This window comes from Janthinobacterium sp. SUN211, from assembly GCF_030587315.1.
Taxonomy (GTDB): Bacteria; Pseudomonadota; Gammaproteobacteria; order Burkholderiales; family Burkholderiaceae_D; genus Janthinobacterium; species Janthinobacterium kumbetense.
Map to the genome: position 1 here is coordinate 1,083,322 of NZ_JAPWIC010000002.1, position 17,230 is coordinate 1,100,551.

General features: G+C 61.9%; 17 protein-coding genes. 9 read left to right on the top strand and 8 right to left on the bottom strand.

Features of this window, described 5'->3' with window-relative positions:
* Positions 1 to 31 precede the first annotated feature (31 nt).
* The 3 genes from O3301_RS10665 to O3301_RS10675 form a co-directional block, all read right to left on the bottom strand.
* Positions 32 to 553 (bottom strand): AlpA family transcriptional regulator, encoded by a 522-nt coding sequence (locus tag O3301_RS10665; RefSeq protein ID WP_289910732.1) that lies wholly within the window; start codon positions 551 to 553, stop codon positions 32 to 34.
* A gap of 244 nt (positions 554 to 797) precedes the next feature.
* A complete protein-coding gene (gene fabI, locus O3301_RS10670) occupies positions 798 to 1,586 on the bottom strand; it encodes an enoyl-ACP reductase FabI (protein ID WP_305056333.1) in 789 nt (262 codons plus the stop codon).
* Between the two features lie 103 nt (positions 1,587 to 1,689).
* Positions 1,690 to 3,102 (bottom strand): transglycosylase SLT domain-containing protein, encoded by a 1,413-nt coding sequence (locus O3301_RS10675; RefSeq protein ID WP_305056334.1) that lies wholly within the window; start codon positions 3,100 to 3,102, stop codon positions 1,690 to 1,692.
* Positions 3,103 to 3,440: 338 nt separating this feature from the next.
* On the opposite strand from O3301_RS10675, the gene O3301_RS10680 reads away from it, so the two are divergent.
* Both O3301_RS10680 and O3301_RS10685 read left to right on the top strand, forming a co-directional pair.
* Positions 3,441 to 4,013: a DUF1415 domain-containing protein gene (locus O3301_RS10680; RefSeq protein ID WP_305056335.1), complete on the top strand. Its 573-nt coding sequence runs from the start codon at positions 3,441 to 3,443 to the stop codon at positions 4,011 to 4,013.
* A complete protein-coding gene (locus tag O3301_RS10685) occupies positions 4,013 to 4,207 on the top strand; it encodes a DUF1289 domain-containing protein (protein ID WP_034779267.1) in 195 nt (64 codons plus the stop codon). Before O3301_RS10680 ends, O3301_RS10685 begins: the two co-directional genes overlap by 1 nt.
* A gap of 80 nt (positions 4,208 to 4,287) precedes the next feature.
* Here the strand turns inward: O3301_RS10685 and O3301_RS10690 are convergent, their stop codons facing one another.
* Positions 4,288 to 4,794 (bottom strand): DUF1993 family protein, encoded by a 507-nt coding sequence (locus O3301_RS10690; RefSeq protein WP_305056336.1) that lies wholly within the window; start codon positions 4,792 to 4,794, stop codon positions 4,288 to 4,290.
* Positions 4,795 to 5,053: 259 nt separating this feature from the next.
* Between O3301_RS10690 and O3301_RS10695 the strand changes: the two genes are divergently transcribed.
* Positions 5,054 to 8,191 (top strand): EAL domain-containing protein, encoded by a 3,138-nt coding sequence (locus tag O3301_RS10695; RefSeq protein WP_305056337.1) that lies wholly within the window; start codon positions 5,054 to 5,056, stop codon positions 8,189 to 8,191.
* A 10-nt stretch (positions 8,192 to 8,201) separates the two neighbouring features.
* Entirely contained in the window at positions 8,202 to 10,484 is a 2,283-nt protein-coding gene (locus tag O3301_RS10700; protein ID WP_305056338.1) for a xanthine dehydrogenase family protein molybdopterin-binding subunit, read from the top strand.
* A 2-nt stretch (positions 10,485 to 10,486) separates the two neighbouring features.
* On the opposite strand, the gene O3301_RS10705 is transcribed toward O3301_RS10700, so the two are convergent.
* Together O3301_RS10705 and O3301_RS10710 are read right to left on the bottom strand one after the other, a co-directional pair.
* Positions 10,487 to 10,918 (bottom strand): thioredoxin family protein, encoded by a 432-nt coding sequence (locus O3301_RS10705; RefSeq protein ID WP_305056339.1) that lies wholly within the window; start codon positions 10,916 to 10,918, stop codon positions 10,487 to 10,489.
* A gap of 52 nt (positions 10,919 to 10,970) precedes the next feature.
* On the bottom strand, positions 10,971 to 11,252 hold the full coding sequence (locus tag O3301_RS10710; RefSeq protein WP_171984907.1) for a hypothetical protein: 282 nt from the start codon (positions 11,250 to 11,252) through the stop codon (positions 10,971 to 10,973).
* On the opposite strand from O3301_RS10710, the gene O3301_RS10715 reads away from it, so the two are divergent.
* Positions 11,196 to 12,113 (top strand): 23S rRNA (adenine(2030)-N(6))-methyltransferase RlmJ, encoded by a 918-nt coding sequence (locus tag O3301_RS10715; protein WP_070255356.1) that lies wholly within the window; start codon positions 11,196 to 11,198, stop codon positions 12,111 to 12,113. The two genes, O3301_RS10710 and O3301_RS10715, sit on opposite strands and share 57 nt — an antisense overlap.
* A 181-nt stretch (positions 12,114 to 12,294) precedes the next feature.
* On the opposite strand, the gene O3301_RS10720 is transcribed toward O3301_RS10715, so the two are convergent.
* The gene (locus tag O3301_RS10720; protein ID WP_305056340.1) at positions 12,295 to 13,044 is read right to left on the bottom strand and encodes an SAM-dependent methyltransferase; all 750 of its coding nucleotides are present in this window, start codon (positions 13,042 to 13,044) and stop codon (positions 12,295 to 12,297) included.
* A gap of 18 nt (positions 13,045 to 13,062) precedes the next feature.
* On the bottom strand, positions 13,063 to 13,671 hold the full coding sequence (locus O3301_RS10725) for a Maf-like protein (protein WP_251351581.1): 609 nt from the start codon (positions 13,669 to 13,671) through the stop codon (positions 13,063 to 13,065).
* Between the two features lie 223 nt (positions 13,672 to 13,894).
* Here O3301_RS10725 and O3301_RS10730 point away from each other — a divergent pair, with 223 nt between their 5' ends.
* The 4 genes from O3301_RS10730 to O3301_RS10745 all read left to right on the top strand — a co-directional run bounded on the left by O3301_RS10730 (position 13,895) and on the right by O3301_RS10745 (position 17,206).
* A complete protein-coding gene (locus O3301_RS10730) occupies positions 13,895 to 14,392 on the top strand; it encodes a DUF177 domain-containing protein (protein ID WP_099667258.1) in 498 nt (165 codons plus the stop codon).
* Positions 14,393 to 14,731: 339 nt separating this feature from the next.
* Positions 14,732 to 14,914, top strand: coding sequence for a 50S ribosomal protein L32 (gene rpmF, locus O3301_RS10735; protein ID WP_034749653.1), 183 nt, complete (start codon positions 14,732 to 14,734; stop codon positions 14,912 to 14,914).
* A gap of 210 nt (positions 14,915 to 15,124) precedes the next feature.
* Positions 15,125 to 16,192, top strand: coding sequence for a phosphate acyltransferase PlsX (gene plsX / locus O3301_RS10740; protein ID WP_034779241.1), 1,068 nt, complete (start codon positions 15,125 to 15,127; stop codon positions 16,190 to 16,192).
* A 15-nt stretch (positions 16,193 to 16,207) separates the two neighbouring features.
* Complete coding sequence (locus tag O3301_RS10745) at positions 16,208 to 17,206, top strand: beta-ketoacyl-ACP synthase III (protein WP_099667259.1); 999 nt, start codon at positions 16,208 to 16,210, stop codon at positions 17,204 to 17,206.
* The last annotated feature ends 24 nt before the right edge of the window (positions 17,207 to 17,230 follow it).

Below are 17,230 nucleotides of genomic sequence, written 5' to 3' on the forward strand. Positions count from 1 at the left end.
AAATCAGTAAGAATACGTAGTTTTCTTCCGTTTAATGGAGCATGGCCACGATGTCGGCGGGCAGCGGCGGCGCCTGTCGCGTTTCCCTGGCCAGGTTGATTTGCCGGGCCGCTTGCGCCACGTCGACCAGGCTGCGTTCCAGCTGGTAAGTCCCCTTGGCCTGCAGCCAAGCCAGCACGTCGGCCAGGTGCCAGATGGTGGCGCTGCCCTCATGCACGGGCGCGGGGAAGCTGTGGCGGTGTTTGTTCATCAGCTTGTGCAGGTTTTGGCGAGACAAGCCCAGCACTTGCGCCACGTCCGTCAGTCCCACGAAGTCGGGGGCGGCCTCGGCCAGCACGGCCCCGGGCACGATGGCTTTCACATCGGCCATGGCGCTCAGCAGTGCTTCGCTGGCATTGCTGGCCTCGCGCGTGAATTCCAGCGCCAGGCGGCCCGCTTGCCCGATGCCGGCCAGGGCATCGTCGCAACCGCCGCCGCCCAGGCGCTCGGCCAGCGCATCGAGGTCGGTTTCGTTGTCGGGCAGGCGGTATTTGAGAGTAAAGATGTAATCCATGATGGCTACCCCCTGGATTTGCGTTGCATGCAGTCGTGTATCAGCTTATTGAAAGTGCAATTGTCGACCACCCGCCGTATCGCCTGCGCATGGTTGCCGGGATTTTTCGGCGTGCTCCAGATGCAGGCGATGCAGAATTCGCCGCAACGGCAGCTGGCATCGTTGTACGGGCAGTAGACCTCCAATGTAGGTCGATATTCTGCGGTTGTCAAGTGACAACCGCAGAATATCGGCCGCCACCGCATTACTCTACTTCGGGATTGACGGCCATCACTTGCGAAAAGCCGCCATCGACGTAGGTAATCTCGCCCGTGATGCCGGAAGCCAGGTCGGACAGCAGGAAGGCGGCCGTGTTGCCCACTTCCTCGATGGTGACGTTGCGCCGCAGCGGGGCGTGTTCGGCCACAAAGCCCAGCAGCTTGCTGAAATCCTTGATGCCGGAAGCGGCCAGGGTCTTGATGGGGCCGGCCGAGATGCCGTTGGCGCGGATGCCGCGCGGGCCCAGCGATTCGGCCAGGTAGCGCACGGACGCTTCCAGCGACGCCTTGGCCAGGCCCATGGTGTTGTAGTAGGGCACGGCGCGCACGGCGCCCAGGTAAGTCAGGGTCAATACGCAGGCGCCCGGATGCAGCAGGGGCAGGGCGGCCTTGGCCATGGCGGGAAAGCTGTAGGCGGAAATATCGTGCGCGATGCGGAAGCTGTCGCGCGACAGGCCGTCGAGGAAGTCGCCGGCGATCGCTTCGCGCGGCGCGAAACCGATGGCGTGCACCAGGCCATCGAGGTGTTCCCAGTGCTGCGCCAGGTCGCTGAAGACGGCGCTGATCTGTTCATCGCTGGACACGTCGCAGTCGAAGACCAGTTCGCTGCCGAATTCCGCCGCAAATTCCGTGATGCGCTCCTTGAAGCGTTCGCCCACGTAGGTGAAGGCGAGGGTGGCGCCTTCGCGGTGGCAAGCCTTGGCGATGCCGTAGGCGATGGAACGGTTCGACAGCAAGCCCGTGATGAGGATTTTTTTGTCTTGCAAGAAAGCCATGACGACTCCTGTCTGGGTAGGTGGGCGGGTAAGGCGGATGTGCAACCGGCCGCGACAGCAAGGCTGTGGCGGCCGGTGAGGTAGGTCAATACAGCTCAGGCGATCAGTGACGGGCCTTGGCGCGACTGTTGCCGCCGCCGCGCTGGATGCGTGGTTTCACCAGGGAAATTGGCGCGGCTTGCACCTTGCCTCCCTTTGCGGTGCGGCGCAGTGCCTTGGCGGCCCGTTCCGGACGGTCCGCTTCCAGCAGCATGGTGGCGCTGTCGGCGATTTCCTGGGTGATGTCCTTGTTCATCGTGGCCGAGGTTTTCGGCACGAGGATGGTGGAGCCGGCGCGCAGGCTGGTGCGCTGCGGAATATTGTTGGCCTGGCGCAGCACGTCGGCCGTGGTGCCGAATTTCGACGCCAGGGTTTCGATGCGTTCGCGCGCATTGGTGATCTTGTGCGTCGTCCAGCTCGACAAGGCATGGCCCCATTGCGCCAGGTTGGTGGTGAACTTGGCGGCGTTTTCCTGTGGCAACAGAATCTTGGTCTTTTCGCCGCCGATGATGACGGGGCGGTTAAATTGCGGATTCAAGGCCTTGAATTCATCCATCGACAGTTCGGCCAGCTGGGCGGCGACGGTGATGTCGATGTCGCTGGTCTTGTCGATGGCCGTGAAGTAGGGCTGGTTGTCGACCACGGGCAGGGTCAGGCCGAACTGGGCCGGATTGGCGATGATGTTTTTCACCGCTTGCAGCTTGGGCACGTAGTTGCGCGTTTCGGCCGGCATCAGGTCGGCCAGGCTTTCGAAGTCGGTTGGCTTGCCCAGCGCCTGGTTTTTCTTGATGGCGCGCTGCACCGAGCCTTCGCCCCAGTTGTAGGCGGCCAGGGCCAGTTGCCAGTCGCCAAACATGTCATACAGGCGCTGCAGGTACGTCAGGGCCGCATCGGTCGAGGCCAGCACGCCGCGGCGCTCGTCCTTGAACATGTTTTGCTTGAGGTTGAAATCGCGCCCCGTGGCGGGCACGAATTGCCACATGCCGGCCGCATTGGCGCTGGAGAACGCTTGCGGGTTGAAGGCGGACTCGATGAACGGCAGCAAGGCCAGTTCCGTCGGCATGCCGCGCTTTTCCAGTTCCTGCACCACGTGGAAGATGTAGCGCGAGGCGCGCGCCGTCGTGCGGGCGATGTAGTCGGGGCGGGTGGCGTACCAGTTGACGTGATTGGCCACCAGCTGGTTATTGATGTCGGGAATCGCATAGCCGCTGCGGATGCGGCCCCAGACGTCGGCTTCGCGCAGCGGATCGGAATTGTCGCTGAGGTTTTTCAGCAGGCGGTCGGTCTTTTGCAGGCGGTTGTCGAGGGTGGGGAGTTTCGCCGTGACCTGGGCGGTCATCGGGATCAGGGCAGGTGCGGCGGCGGCGACTGGCGCGTTATCGCTCTCAACACCGGCTTCGTACGCCTGGCTGAGGGCGGGCGCAAGCGCCAGTGCCAACGCCGCCAGGACGGTAGATTTAAAGGAGTTTTCGTGCATAGTGTTCCATTGTTGTCGTCGGAGAAACATCGGACAGACCCATGATCAAGCAGCGAGTGTACGTATATCCACATGCAGGAGTCAAGAATTATGTCAGCATGATGACAGGAAATAAGCGGCAATAAGTGGGATACGGCTGAGTTTCCATTCGCAAATGCTGTCATTATTGCAAATTTAATTTGCCCAATGCGTGATTCGGCCGCTGTTATAGCATACATGGCGAAGAGGCTGGCGCAAGCTTGGACAGCGCCGGGTATGAGGCTGCGCAAAAGTGCGTACAATTTGGCTTTGGCCGGCCATTCGGCTGCCGGCCGCCATATTGATAGAGAGTTAAGTATATGAACACCCCGACGCGCCACGACGACGACAACGCCGTCATCATCGCCAATACCGTTGCCTGGCTGGAAAAGGCCGTGATCGGCCTGAACCTGTGCCCGTTCGCCAAGGCCGTGCACGTCAAGAAGCAGATCCGCTACGTGGTGTGCGAATCGAACAATCCGGAAGATTTGCTGGCGCTGCTGATGGACGAGCTGCAAATCCTGGCCGACACGGACCCCGAGCAGATCGATACGACCTTGCTGATCCATCCATATACCCTGAACGATTTCCTCGACTACAACGAGTTCCTCGATGTGGCCGACGCGGCCGTGGAAGACATGCACCTGGCGGGCGAACTGCAAGTGGCCAGTTTCCACCCTGACTATCAGTTTGCCGAGACGTTCGAGGACGACATCAGCAACTACACCAACCGTTCGCCGTACCCGACCCTGCATTTGCTGCGCGAAGACAGCATCGAGCGCGCCGTCGAGGCATTCCCGGAAGCATCGGAAATTTTCGACAAGAATATTGCCACACTGGAAGCGCTGGGCACTGAAGGCTGGGAAAAGCTCGGCTTGCCGAAGGTATCCTGATGGCGGACAAGGAATTGCCGCCGCGTCCCGATACGCCCTGTGTGGCCGTGTGCTCGACAACCTTCGATGAAATCTGCCGCGGCTGCGGCCGTAGCGTGGTGGAAGTGGCCCACTGGGTGTCGATGACGGATGAAGAGAAGGAAGTGGTGTGGGTGCGCATCCTGGCGCAAGGGTATCCGCGCCGGAATACTTGACGTGTTTGTGTTGCCGAACCCAACGGCAAATGCTGGGGTCAGACCCGACGGGTCTGACCCCATATTTTCAGCGCTAACGATTAATAACTACCAATAAAATCCTTCTTGCCCACTTCGATGCCATTGTGACGCAGGATGTCGTACGCCGTCGTCGCGTGGAAGAAGAAGTGCGGCAGCGCGTAGTGGAACAGATAGGTCTGGCCCGTGAAGTGCTTGGTCTTTTCGCCGCTGCCGGTGGTGATGGTGCGCGTTTCGCTGCCGTCGATGTCCGCTTGCGGCAGGCTTTCCAGGAAGGCAATGGTTTTCACGATACGCGCCTTCAGCTCTGCAAAGCTCTGTTCGCTGTCTTCATACGGCGGCACGGCCACGCCGGCCAGGCGCGCGCCGCAGCCCTTGGCGAAGTCGGTGGCGATCTGGATCTGGCGCACGAACGGCAGCATGTCCGGGAACAAGCGGAATTGCAGCAGGGCGTTCGGGTCGATTTTCTTGTCTTGCGCGTGCGTTTCCGCCTTGTCCAGGATGGCGGCCAGGCTGCCCAGGATCTGTTTGAAGACGGGGATCGAAGCGGAGTAGATGGAGAAGGTCATGATGGTTCCTCTAGGTAAAGTGGCGCGATGATAGCAAGCTGCGCGCTTTTCTGCTGGCGCCGGCCTGGCGCGCCGGCATGCGTGTGGTTTTTCAACCCTGTTTATATGACATCAGGTAGCCGCCGGCGCGTGTTTGTTGGTGACTTTTCCCGCTTTTTGCATGCATAATTGCTCCTGATAAAGATTCGTCCCGCCTCGCCACCCGATTCCCCTGTAAAGTCAATGATCGCCCGCCTGATCCCTGTTGCCCTGTCGCCGCATGTTTAATTCACCTTCTCAGCGCCTGCGCGCCAGCCTGCGCGTGCTGTATGGCTCGTCGATCTATGGCGCCTTGCTGCTGGTGGTCTTTGGCGGATTGGTCGTGCCCGCCATCTTCGGCAGCTACGTGCTGGTCGGCGTGCATGAGCGCCAGTCGGCGCGCACCAGCCTGAACGAGGCCTTGCAGCGCAATGCCGACATCCTGGCGCTGGGCATGCAGGAGTCGCTGTGGAACATGAATGCGGAATCGGCCCACTCGCTGGTCGAGTCGGTGATGCGCGACCGCTCCGTGCTGCTGGTGAAGGTGCTGGGGCAGGGCGACACGGAATTCATCCGCCTGCGGGCGCCGCAACGGCCCGTGGGCAATCTGTACCGCGCCGAGCGCGACATCCTCGTGCGCGGCGAACGCATCGGCCACGTCGTCGTCGAAATGGACGATGCGCGCAGCCAGCAGGAGCTGCGCGAAAAGCAGATATCCTATATTTTCGTGCTGGGCGCGCAACTGGCCGTGTCGATGGCGCTGATCGTGCTGTTCCTGAACCGCCGCCTGTTGAAACCCCTGCGCCGCCTGACGCGCTTTTCCGACCGCCTGTCGCACGGCGATTTCGACACGCCCCTGGCTTCGCACAGCAATGACGAGCTGGGTCGCCTGACGGCCCAGCTCGAGCAAATGCGCGCGGCCATCGGCCAGCTGTTCGAGGACGTGGGCCAGCGCGAAGAGCGCTTCCGCACCATCGTCACGCAGGTGCCGGGCGCCGTCTTCCGCTACCGGCCCGACGGCCCCATCGATTTCGTCAGCGACGCCATCGAGGAAATTTCCGGCTATTCGGCGCGCCAGTTCATGCGCGGCACCACGCATGCCTGGGCCGACCTGATCTGCCCGGAAGACCGCCGCGAGCACCGCCGCGCCGTGCGCCAGGCGGTGGCCGAGGTGCGGCCGTATGCGCTGGAATACCGCATCATCGACGCTTTCGGCATCGAACGCTGGGTGGCCGAGAATGGCCAGCCGCAGGCGGGCGAGCAGGGCGTTATCTGGGTCGACGGCATCATTGCCGACATCAGTCAGCGCAAGCACCACGAGATGCGCATCGAAGCGCTGCTGACGGAGCAGAGCGCGATTCTCGACAACGTGATGTTCGGCGTGATGTTCGTGCGCCACCGCCGCATCATTTCCGTCAATCGCCGCTGCGAAGAGCTGTTCGGCTACGACCATGCCGAGATGACGGGCCGTTCGACGTCCATCGTGTTTGCGAGCGCGTATGACTTCGAGGATGCGGGCGAGCGCCAGTATCCGGCGCTGGCCCAGGGCGGCGATTTCAGCGAGGAGCGCCAGTACAAGCGGCGCGACGGCAGCCTGTTCTGGGCGCTGGTCAGCGGCTGCGCGCTCGATCCGCTGCGCCCCAATGAAGGCAGCATCTGGGTGTATGCCGACATTACGGCGCGCAAGGAAGCCGAGGAAAAGCTGCGCCTGTCGGCCACTGTGCTTGAACATATTGCCGACGGCGTGATGGTGGTCGATGCCAGCGGCATCATCGTCACCGTCAATCCCGCCTTCACGCAGATCACCGGCTATGCCGAGGCCGAAGCGGTGGGCCAGCACTCGTCGCTGACCCGCTCGGCGCGCCACGACGCGGCGTTTTACCAGGCCATGTGGGACGAATTGAAGGCCAGCGGTTTCTGGCGCGGCGAAATCTGGCACCAGCGCAAGAACGGCGAACTGTACCTGGAGTGGCTGACCATCAGCGCCGTGCGCGACACGCACGCCACCACCACGCATTACGTGGGCGTGTTCAGCGACATCACCCTGATCAAGGAGTCGCAGGAAAAGCTCGACCACATGGCCCACCACGACCCGCTGACGGCGCTGCCGAACCGCCTGCTGTTCCACGACCGCCTGCAGCACGCCTTGCTGCGCGCCGCGCGCGACCAGGAGCAGCTGGCCGTGCTGTTCATCGACCTGGACCGCTTCAAGAACGTCAATGACACCCTGGGCCACCATGTGGGCGACGAATTGCTGCAAAAGGTGGCCGGCCAGCTGGCGGCCCGCCTGCGCGAAGGCGACACCCTGGCGCGTCTGGGCGGCGATGAATTCATCGTCCTGCTCGAACGCGTCGATGGCGAGTACGGTGCGACGCAGGTGGCGGAAAAGCTGATGACCATGTTCGACCAGCCCTTCACGGTGGCCGACCATGAACTGTTCGTCACCTGCAGCGTGGGTATCAGCCTGTATCCGGACGATGCGCTGGACTTGAACATGTTGATCCGCAATGCCGACGTGGCCATGTACCAGGCCAAGGCGCGCGGGCGCAACGGCTACCGCTTCTATGCGCCGTCGATGACGGGCGAAGGCGTCGAGCGCCTGCGCCTGGAAACCTTTTTGCGCCGCTCGATCGAGAAAAACGAGATGTTCCTGAATTACCAGCCGCAGGTGGAAATCGACACGGGCCGCCTGGTCGGCGTCGAGGCGCTGGTGCGCTGGAACCATCCGGAACTGGGCCTGGTGCCGCCGGCCCGCTTCATTCCGCTGGCCGAGGACAGCGGTTTTATCAATCAGTTGGGCAAATGGGTGCTCGACGAGGCGTGCCGCCAGATGATGCGCTGGCAGGCGCAGGGCTTGCACGTGCCGAAGATGGCCGTGAATCTGTCGGTAAAACAGTTCGAGCGGGGCAGCATCGCCGGCATGGTGGCCGACATCCTGACGGAAACGGGCCTGGAGCCGCAGCGCCTGCAGCTGGAAGTGACGGAATCGGTGATCATGAACACGGGCGACGCGCTGGGCTTCATCAACGATTTGCACGCCATCGGCGTGGGCCTGGCCATCGACGATTTCGGCACCGGCTATTCCTCGCTCGCGTATCTGAAACAGCTGCCCGTGCAGACGCTGAAGATCGACCGCTCCTTCATCAAGGATATCTCGACGGACGTCAACGACGAGGCGATCGCGATCGCCATCATCCAGCTGGGCAAGAGCATGCAATTGTCGGTGATTGCCGAAGGCGTGGAGACGGAAGAGCAGGCCGCCTTCCTGCTGCGCCATGGCTGCAAGCTGGCGCAAGGTTATTTTTATAGCCGTCCGGTGCTGGCACAGGATATGCTGGAGCGCTGGACCGATCCGCTGGATCAACCACTAATCAATTAAAGGGTATCCCATGGCCGGAGAAAAAAACACGTCGCGCCGCCGTTTCCTGCTCGGCGGCCTGGGTCTCGGCGTGGCCGGCGTGGGCGCCCTGGTGCTGGGCTGGGGCGTGTTGCCGCCGCGCCAGCGCCTGCATGGCAGCGCGCCGCTGCCGCTGCAGGATGGCGCCGTGGCCCTGAACGGCTGGCTGGCCATAGGCACGGACGGCACGGTGACCCTGGCCATGCCGCGCAGCGAGATGGGGCAGGGCGTGCACACGGCCTTGCCGATGCTGGTGGCCGAGGAACTCGACGTGCCGTTGAGCAGCGTCAAGCTGATCCAGGCGCCCATGGATAAAATCTTCGGTAATGTCGCCATGCTCAAGGATAGCCTGCCGTTCCACCCGGACGACCAGGGCCGCCTGAAGGCGCTGGCGCAGTGGACGGTGGCCAAGGCGGCGCGCGAACTGGGCGTGGTCGTCACGGGCGGCTCGTCGAGCGTGAAGGATGGCTGGGGTCCCATGCGCGAAGCGGGTGCGTCGGCGCGCGCCATGCTGGTAGGCGCCGCCGCCGCGCTGTGGCAAGTGCCGCCCGCGCAATGCCGCACGGAAGATGGCGCAGTGCTCCACCCGGACGGACGGCGCGCCAGCTACGCCAGCCTGGCGCAGCGCGCCGCCGGCATAGCCCCGGGCTCGCCCGTGCTCAAATCCCCCAAGGATTTCAAGCTGATCGGCCAGCCGGCGCCGCGCCGCGACACGCCGTCGAAAGTCAATGGCAGCGCGCGTTTCGGCATCGATGCGCGTCCGCCCGGCATGCTGTATGCGGCCCTGCATCTGCCGCCGCGCCTGGGCGACACCCTGGCCGCGTTCGACGCGGCGCCCGTGCTCGCCATGCCGGGCGTGAAAAAGGTGCTGGACCTGACGCCGCAGCTGCCCCAGCGCGGCACATCGGTCACCTCGTGCGCCGCCGTGGTGGCCGACACCTGGTGGCGGGCCAAGCAGGCGGCCGCCGCCTTGCCCACGCAGTGGAAGGCCGGTCCGCAAGCGAACCTGTCCAGCGCCGGCGTGTATGCGGAGTTTGCCCGCCTGCTCGACAGTGAGGCGGGCCATGCGTACCACGCCAGCGGCGAGGTGGAAAGCAAGGCCGTGCAGGGTTTGCGCAGCGTCAAGGCCGAGTACCGCGCGCCGTTCCTCGCGCATGCCGCCATGGAACCCGTCAATTGCACCGCGCAAGTCAAGGATGGCAAGGTGATGCTGTGGGTGTCGACGCAGGCGCCCGGCATCGCCGTCGACGTGGCGGCGAAAGTGGCCGGCGTCGATGCGAAGGATGTGACGATCGAGGTGCTGCTGCTCGGCGGCGGTTTCGGCCGCCGCCTGGAAGTGGATATGGTGGCCCAGGCCGTCGCCATCGCGCTGCAGTGCGGCGGCGCGCCCGTGCAACTGGTGTGGACGCGCGAACAGGACACCAGGCACGATATGTACCGTCCCGCCGCGCTGGCCCGCTTCGCGGCCCGCCTCGACGAGCACGGCCGCGTCGCTTCCTGGGACAACAAATCCGTCAGCGCTTCCATCACGCATCAGTTCTTGCAGCGCAATTTCGGCTTGCCCGGTGCGGGGCCGGACAAGACGACGGCCGAAGGCGAATTCGACATGCCGTATGAAATCGCCAACCAGCGCATCGCCCACGTGATCGCCGACAGTGCCGTGCCGGTAGGCTATTGGCGCTCCGTGGGGCATTCGCACAATGCATTCTTCAAGGAAAGCTTTATCGACGAACTGGCGCACGCGGCGGGTCAGGACGGCGTCGCCTTCCGCCGCGCCATGCTGGTGAAGCATCCGCGCCACCTGGCCGTGCTCGATGCGGCCGTTGGCAGGGCGGGCAGTCCTCCGCCCGGCCATGCGCATGGCGTGGCCTTGCACCAGTCGTTCGGCAGCATCGTCGCGCAAGTGGCGCAGGTGTCCGTGGAAAATGGCGAGATCCGCGTGCAGCGCGTGGTGTGCGCCATCGATTGCGGCATTGCCGTCAATCCGAACATCATCGCCCAGCAGATGGAGTCGGCCGTGCTGTTCGGCTTGTCGGCGGCGCTGGGCGGCGAAATCACGTTCCAGGAAGGCAAAGTCGAGCAAAGCAACTTCCACGACTATCCCGTGCTGCGCATGGGGCAAACGCCCGAGGTGGAAACCATCATCATCGCCAGCGCGGAACACCCCGAAGGCGTGGGCGAGCCGGGCACGCCGCCGATCGCGCCGGCCGTGGCCAATGCCGTGTTCAGTTTGACGGGGAAACGGCTGCGCAGCCTGCCGCTGCGCCTGGGCTGATCTTACTGATCGAGTGTCGCGGCCAGCAGGTTGCGCAGATTGCAGTCGCGCTGCCAGTCGCGCCGCTCCTGCGTGCTGGTCGACAGCCGCGCCAGTTCCTCGGCGCCGAGCGCCTGCTGCGCCTGCACCATGCGGTGCGCCAGGCCGCCGTCGGGCAGCACGGTGCCGAAGAAGGCCACGTTGTCGTCGTGCTGGATCAGCAGGGTGGGGAAGTTGTCGATGTCGAGGTCGCCCACCACGTCGGCCTGGTCTTCGATATCGACCCAGACGAAGACGGTGTCCGGGTGGCGCGCGGCCAGTTCCTCGAACGTGGCGCGGTAGCTGCCGCAGGTGCCGCACCACAGCGCGCACAGGCAGGCCACCGTCCAGCGCGGGCCGGCCAGGGCTGCCGCGACGTCGGCGCGGTTATCGGTCGTGAGGGTCAGGCTGTGCATGGTCGTATCTATTCAGTAGGGCGATGGGCGCCGGGCGCCCGATGCGCGTATTCTACCGCGCCCGGCGACGCCAGTCGCGGGAATGCATGAGCTTGTTTATCCGTGTTTTTTGATGCAACGCACCTTTCTGGTGGATAATGCTGGTAATTGCGCGCTGATTACGCTGGTCCATGCTGTTTCCTGGCCCCGCAGCCTGACCCCTCCAGTCTGTTTTCATGCCCTGCCCGGTGTCAGCGCTCCCGCCTTTATTTATTTTTATTATGGAATTAGCCAGCTTATGTTGAGTTACCGCCACGCCTTTCACGCGGGTAATCACGCCGATGTGTTGAAACATTATGTGCAGATTCAGTTGTTGCAATATCTGAATCAAAAAGATACCGCCTATAGTTATATCGATACCCATTCCGGCGCGGGCGTGTATGCGCTCGACGGCGGCTATGCGTCGAAAAATGCCGAGTACGAAACGGGCATCGCGCCCCTGTGGGACCGCACGGACTTGCCGGCCTCGCTGGCCGAGTACATGAAGCTGATCAAGGAAATGAATCCGAGCGGCAAGATGCGCTACTACCCGGGTTCGCCGTACTGCGCCGACAAGGTCAGCCGCGAGCAAGACCGTCTGCGCCTGTTCGAGCTGCATCCCGCCGATGCCAAGATTCTGGCCGACAACTTCCGCAAGGTCGAGGCGCATGCGCTGGCCCAGGGCGAGCGTCCGACCGTGCGCGGCAAGCGCGTCATCATCACCAAGGCGGATGGCTTCCAGAGCCTGAAAGCCCTGCTGCCGCCGCCATCGCGCCGCGCGCTGGTGCTGATCGACCCGCCGTACGAAGACAAGATGGATTACCGCAAGGTCAAGGACACCCTGGCCGACGCCCTCGTGCGCTTCCCGTCGGGCATGTATGCCGTCTGGTACCCGGTACTGCAGCGCATGGAGTCGCGCCAGTTCGCCGACAAGCTGAAGCAATTGCCCAGCTCGGACTGGCTGCACGTGACCCTGACGGTGAACACCCCGTCGCCGGACGGCTTTGGCTTGCACAGCAGCGGCATGTTCATCCTGAATCCGCCGTACACTCTGGAGCCGATGTTGCGCGAAGTCATGCCGTACCTGGTGAAAGTATTGGGCCGCGACGACGGCGCCAAGTTCGTGCTGGAAACGGGCAAGGGCGGACAGAAGAACACCGGTACCAGAAGAGTCTGAGGACACCTGACCAAACCTACTGCGCGTCGGTATAGGCGGCCTGCGATGCTCACCGTACTAGAGTACGGTTGCGCTTCTTAGCCACCTCTCCCTTCCGCTCGCTACGGTTTTGTCAGGTGTCGTAACTATCGTAGTTGAACAAAGTAAACGCCACGGCAAATATGTCCGTGGCGTTTGTCGTTTACTGTCCCAATAACAGGAACACAGTCGGTTTCTTGTGGAAGTCCGGCGCCTTGCCTGCAGCCAATTGTTTCTTCCACTGTCCGCCATTCCACGTTTGCACGCTTTCCGTGTCCAGGCTCAGGTCGGTGGCGACGCAGATCAGGGTCGATGGCGCGCATTGCGCCACGAGGGCGTCGAGCATGGCGGCGTTGCGGTACGGCGTTTCGATGAACAGCTGGGTCTGCTTTTCATTGCGCGAACGCACTTCCAGTTCTTTCAGGCGCTTGGCGCGCAGGGCCGCGTCCGTGGGCAGGTAGCCGTTGAAGGCGAAGCTCTGGCCGTTCAAGCCGCTGGCCATCACGGCCAGCAGGATCGACGACGGACCCACCAGCGGGCGCACTTTAATGCCGTGCTGATGCGCCAGGCGCACCAGGTCGGCGCCAGGGTCGGCCACGGCGGGCACGCCCGCTTCCGACACGAGGCCCGCATCGCGTCCCGCCAGCAGGGGAGCCAGCAAGCCGGCCAGCGCTTGCGCCGGGGTATTCACATTCAGTTCGGAAATCGTGATTTCCTGCAGTGGCTTGGCCAGCGGATGCTGGTTGCCGATCAATTTCAGGAAGGCGCGCGCCGTCTTGGCATTTTCCGCAACGAAATAATCGAGCTGGGACGTGATGTGCCGTACTTGCTCTGGAATGATGTGGGCCAGCGGGTCGGCCGGGCTGTCGGACAGGCCGAGGTGGTTGGGAATCAGGTACAGGGTGCCGGTCATATTCTTATTGTCGGTAAATTAAAGGGTGAAAAATGCCACGCCCGCCTTGCGCAGCATGCCGGTGAGGGCGATCAGCGGCAAGCCGGTAAGGGCGGTCGGGTCGGTGGTGGCGATGCGTTCGAGCAGGGCGATGCCCAGGCCCTCGTTCTTGGCGCTGCCGGCGCAATCATAGGGCTGCTCGATGCGCAGGTAGGCGTCCAGTTCCGCATCGGGCAAGTCGCGCACGGTGACGAGGGTCTGGACATCTTCCACCTGCGCCACAGGCACCGCCTGGCGCCCGTCCAGCAGGCATAGTGCCGTGTGGAACACGGTCTGGCGTCCGCGCATGGTTTGCAGTTGCAGCAGGGCATTCGCATGGTTGCCGGGCTTGCCGATCTGCGCGCCATCGAGGGTGGCGACCTGGTCGGAGCCGATGACGAGGCTGCCAGGATGGCGGTCGAGCACGGCCTGTGCCTTGGCCTGGGCCAGGCGCAGGGCCGTGGCGCTGGGGCTTTCGCCTGGCAGGGGGCTTTCGTCGAGATCGGGCACGGCGACTTCGAAAGGCAGGCGCAGGCGTTCCAGCAATTCCTTGCGGTAGGTCGAACTCGATGCAAGAATCAAGCGCAATGGGGCGGAAGTTGGTATCATTCGGTAGTGGATGGCGGCCGGCATGGCCGCGCTGGTCGATGTCAGTGGAATTTCACGCAAATTCCAGGGCGCAGAGCCCCTGACTGAGGCTCCATGCGGCATGACGGTGTTAATGAAGTTGTCATGTTTATGGCAATGATTGCGTCAAAAAAGATGCTTAGCCTTTGACTCCGTGCTAAAAACCCTGTTATTATCGCAGGTTTTCCGGGGAAATTTTCTACCAATGAATGCTTTTGTGATCGACGCCTTTGATTTTTGTCGTATCAGCGGGAGCCGCGAGGGTGTAACTCCTGTCGCTGAAATGACCCGGTTGACCAAGGATTGTGCAGATAATTCCGGCGAAATCGCCTGGAAGATCGTCGGCGGCACCAGCAAGCTGGGCTACCCGCAACTGACCTTGTCGGTCAACGGCACCGTTCAGCTGGTTTGCCAGCGCTGCCTGACTCCGTATGCTTACGCGATAGATTCTTCGACTGTTCTGATGCTGGGCAAGGATGACGAGCACGCGGACGAGATCGAAGAAATCATCAACGATGAAACGATCGACGTGATCGTCGGCAGCCGCAGCATGGATGCCGCGGCCCTGATCGAAGATGAAGCCTTGCTGGCCCTGCCGCAGGTACCCAAACACGACGTCTGCCCCGATACGGCGCAGCTCGATGCCCTCAAGACTGAAAAGAAGTCGCCGTTCGCGGCACTGAAGGACTTGAAGCCAGAATAAGTTAAGAGAATAGAGAATAAGTAGTAGTGGTAGTTTATAGGGGGCCTCAGAAACCGTAGCGAGCGGTCCAATATCGTCTTGAGTAGCGCAAGCGTACGGAAGTACGCTGAGCAACGCCGAGGCGATAGTGGGACGCGCAGTAGGTTTGTGAGGGTCCGCTTAGAGAACGTGTCAAACGCGTGTAGTAATCGAGTATGGCAAGTGTAGTGAAATGTAATTGTAATAAACGATGTCGGTCCGGGCTATTTTCGGGTAGTCTTTGCCGCTGGGATACTCGATTCGCATGTATTTGCTAATCGATTGTGCTAAAATTTTAGAACTTATGTATTAGGAGTCATCATGGCAGTTCAACAGAACAAGAAAACCCCTTCCAAGCGCGGCATGCACCGTTCGCACGACTTCCTGGTCGCGCCGCAATTGAGCGTCGAGCCAGTTACCGGCGAAACACACATGCGTCACCATATCAGCCCTAACGGCTTCTATCGTGGCCGTAAAGTGTTGAAGACCAAAAACGACGAGTAATCGACGTTTTTGTTGGGTAAGATGAAAGCGGTGTTGCGTGGTTATTCGGCGTGGCGCCGCTTCTTCTTTTTTATCGGCTGCAATTCATCTTGCGCACCCGTCATTTTGAATCAAGCTTGCTCAGGCGGTGCATGACATGCTGCGCCCTGCATATGCTCCAGTCCGATTCACATCTTGCCGCACGCCCGCAGCGGTATTGAATCAACACAAATGACAATCAAAATTTCTATCGACTGCATGGGCGGAGATCACGGTCCCTCAGTCACTATCCCCGCAGCAATTTCCTTCGTAAAACATGAGCCTGAAGCCGAACTGATCCTTGTTGGATTGGAAGACGTGATCCGTGCCGAACTGAAAAAACATAAAGCCGACACGCATCCGCGCCTGTCGGTATTGCATGCCTCCGAACAAGTTACCATGGACGATCCCCTGGAAGTGGCCCTGCGCCGCAAGAAGGATTCCTCCATGCGCGTGGCCATCGAACAGGTCAAGAACGGCGTGGCGCAAGCCTCCGTTTCCGCCGGTAATACGGCAGCCCTGATGGCCGTGTCGCGCTATGTATTGAAAACCATGTCCGGCGTCGACCGCCCGGCCATCTGCAGCATCTTGCCGAATCAAAAGAACGGCCCCACCTACATGCTGGACCTGGGCGCCAACGTCGATTGCGAACCGCATCACTTGCACCAGTTCGCCATCATGGGTTCCGTGCTCGTGTCCGCCATGGAAGGCATCGCACGCCCCACGATCGGCTTGCTGAACGTGGGTACGGAAGATATCAAGGGCAATGAAGTGGTGAAACTCACCTCGAAGCTGCTGCAGGCCGACCATGAGCGTGGCGCGCTGAACTTCTACGGCAACGTGGAAGGCAACGATATCTTCAAGGGCACGACCGATATCGTCGTCTGCGACGGTTTTGTCGGCAATGTCACCCTGAAAGCCATCGAGGGCCTGGCGCGCTTCATGAAAGACGTGCTCACTTCCGAATTCAAGCGCAATCCGATTACCATGCTGGGTGCGCTGATCGCCCGCGGGGCCCTGAAAGCCATCGGCAACCGCTTGAATCCATCGCGTTACAACGGCGCCAGCCTGCTGGGCTTGCGTGGTCTCGTCTTCAAGAGCCATGGCAGCGCCGATGCCTATTCCTTCGAATGGGCCTTGCGCCGCGCCTTTGATGCGGCAAAAAATGACGTGCAAGCGCACCTGGCCAGCCTGATCGCCGAGCTGATGCCGCGCACGCCAGTACCGGACGAACCTACATCAACAAGCTCTACCATTTAGTGGACGGGTATTTGCATGACTGTTTTTAGCAAAACTTACAGCAAAATTATCGGTACCGGCAGCTACTTGCCGGAGAAGCGCGTCACCAACCAGGATTTGACCGAACAGCTCGCTGCCAAGGGCATCGAGACGTCGGATGAATGGATCGTGTCGCGCAGCGGCATTTCGGCGCGCCATTATGCAGCGCCGTCGCAAAACTCCTCGGACCTGGGCGTGGAAGCGGCCAAAAAGGCCCTGGAAATGGCTGGCCTGAACGGCAACGACCTGGACCTGATCATCGTCGCCAGCTCGACCCCCGATTTCTTCGGCAGCTTCCCCAGCACGGCCTGCATCGTGCAAAACAAGCTGGGCATCACGAATAACTGCGCCGCCGTCGACGTGCAAGCCGTCTGCAGCGGTTTCGTGTATGCGGTGGCCACGGCCGACAGCTTCATCCAGTCGGGCATGCACAAGAACGTGCTGGTGATCGGCGCCGAAGTGTTTTCGCGCATCCTCAATTTCGACGACCGCGGCACTTGCGTGCTGTTCGGCGACGGCGCCGGCGCCATCGTCATGACGGCATCGAAAGAGCCGGGCATCCTGGCTACCAAGCTGCACGCGGACGGCCGCCACTCGAACATCCTCAGCGTGCCGGGCAGCCTGGCTGGCGGCGCGCTGGACGGCAGCGCCTTCCTCTATATGGATGGCCCGGCCGTGTTCAAGCTGGCCGTGTCCGTACTGGAAAAAGTCGCGCATGAAGCCCTGGAACATGCCAACATGACCTCGGACCAGATCGACTGGCTGATCCCGCACCAGGCGAACATCCGCATCATGAACAGCACGGCCAAGAAACTCGGCTTGCCGCTGGACAAGATGGTCGTCACCGTCGACCAGCATGGCAACACCTCGGCCGCCTCGATTCCGCTGGCGCTCGACATCGCTGTGCGCGACGGCCGCGTCAAGAAGGGCGACAACGTCATGATGGAAGGCGTGGGTGGCGGCTTTACCTGGGGCGCCGTGCTGGCGCGCATGTAATCCCGCAACATTATTAAAAAAACG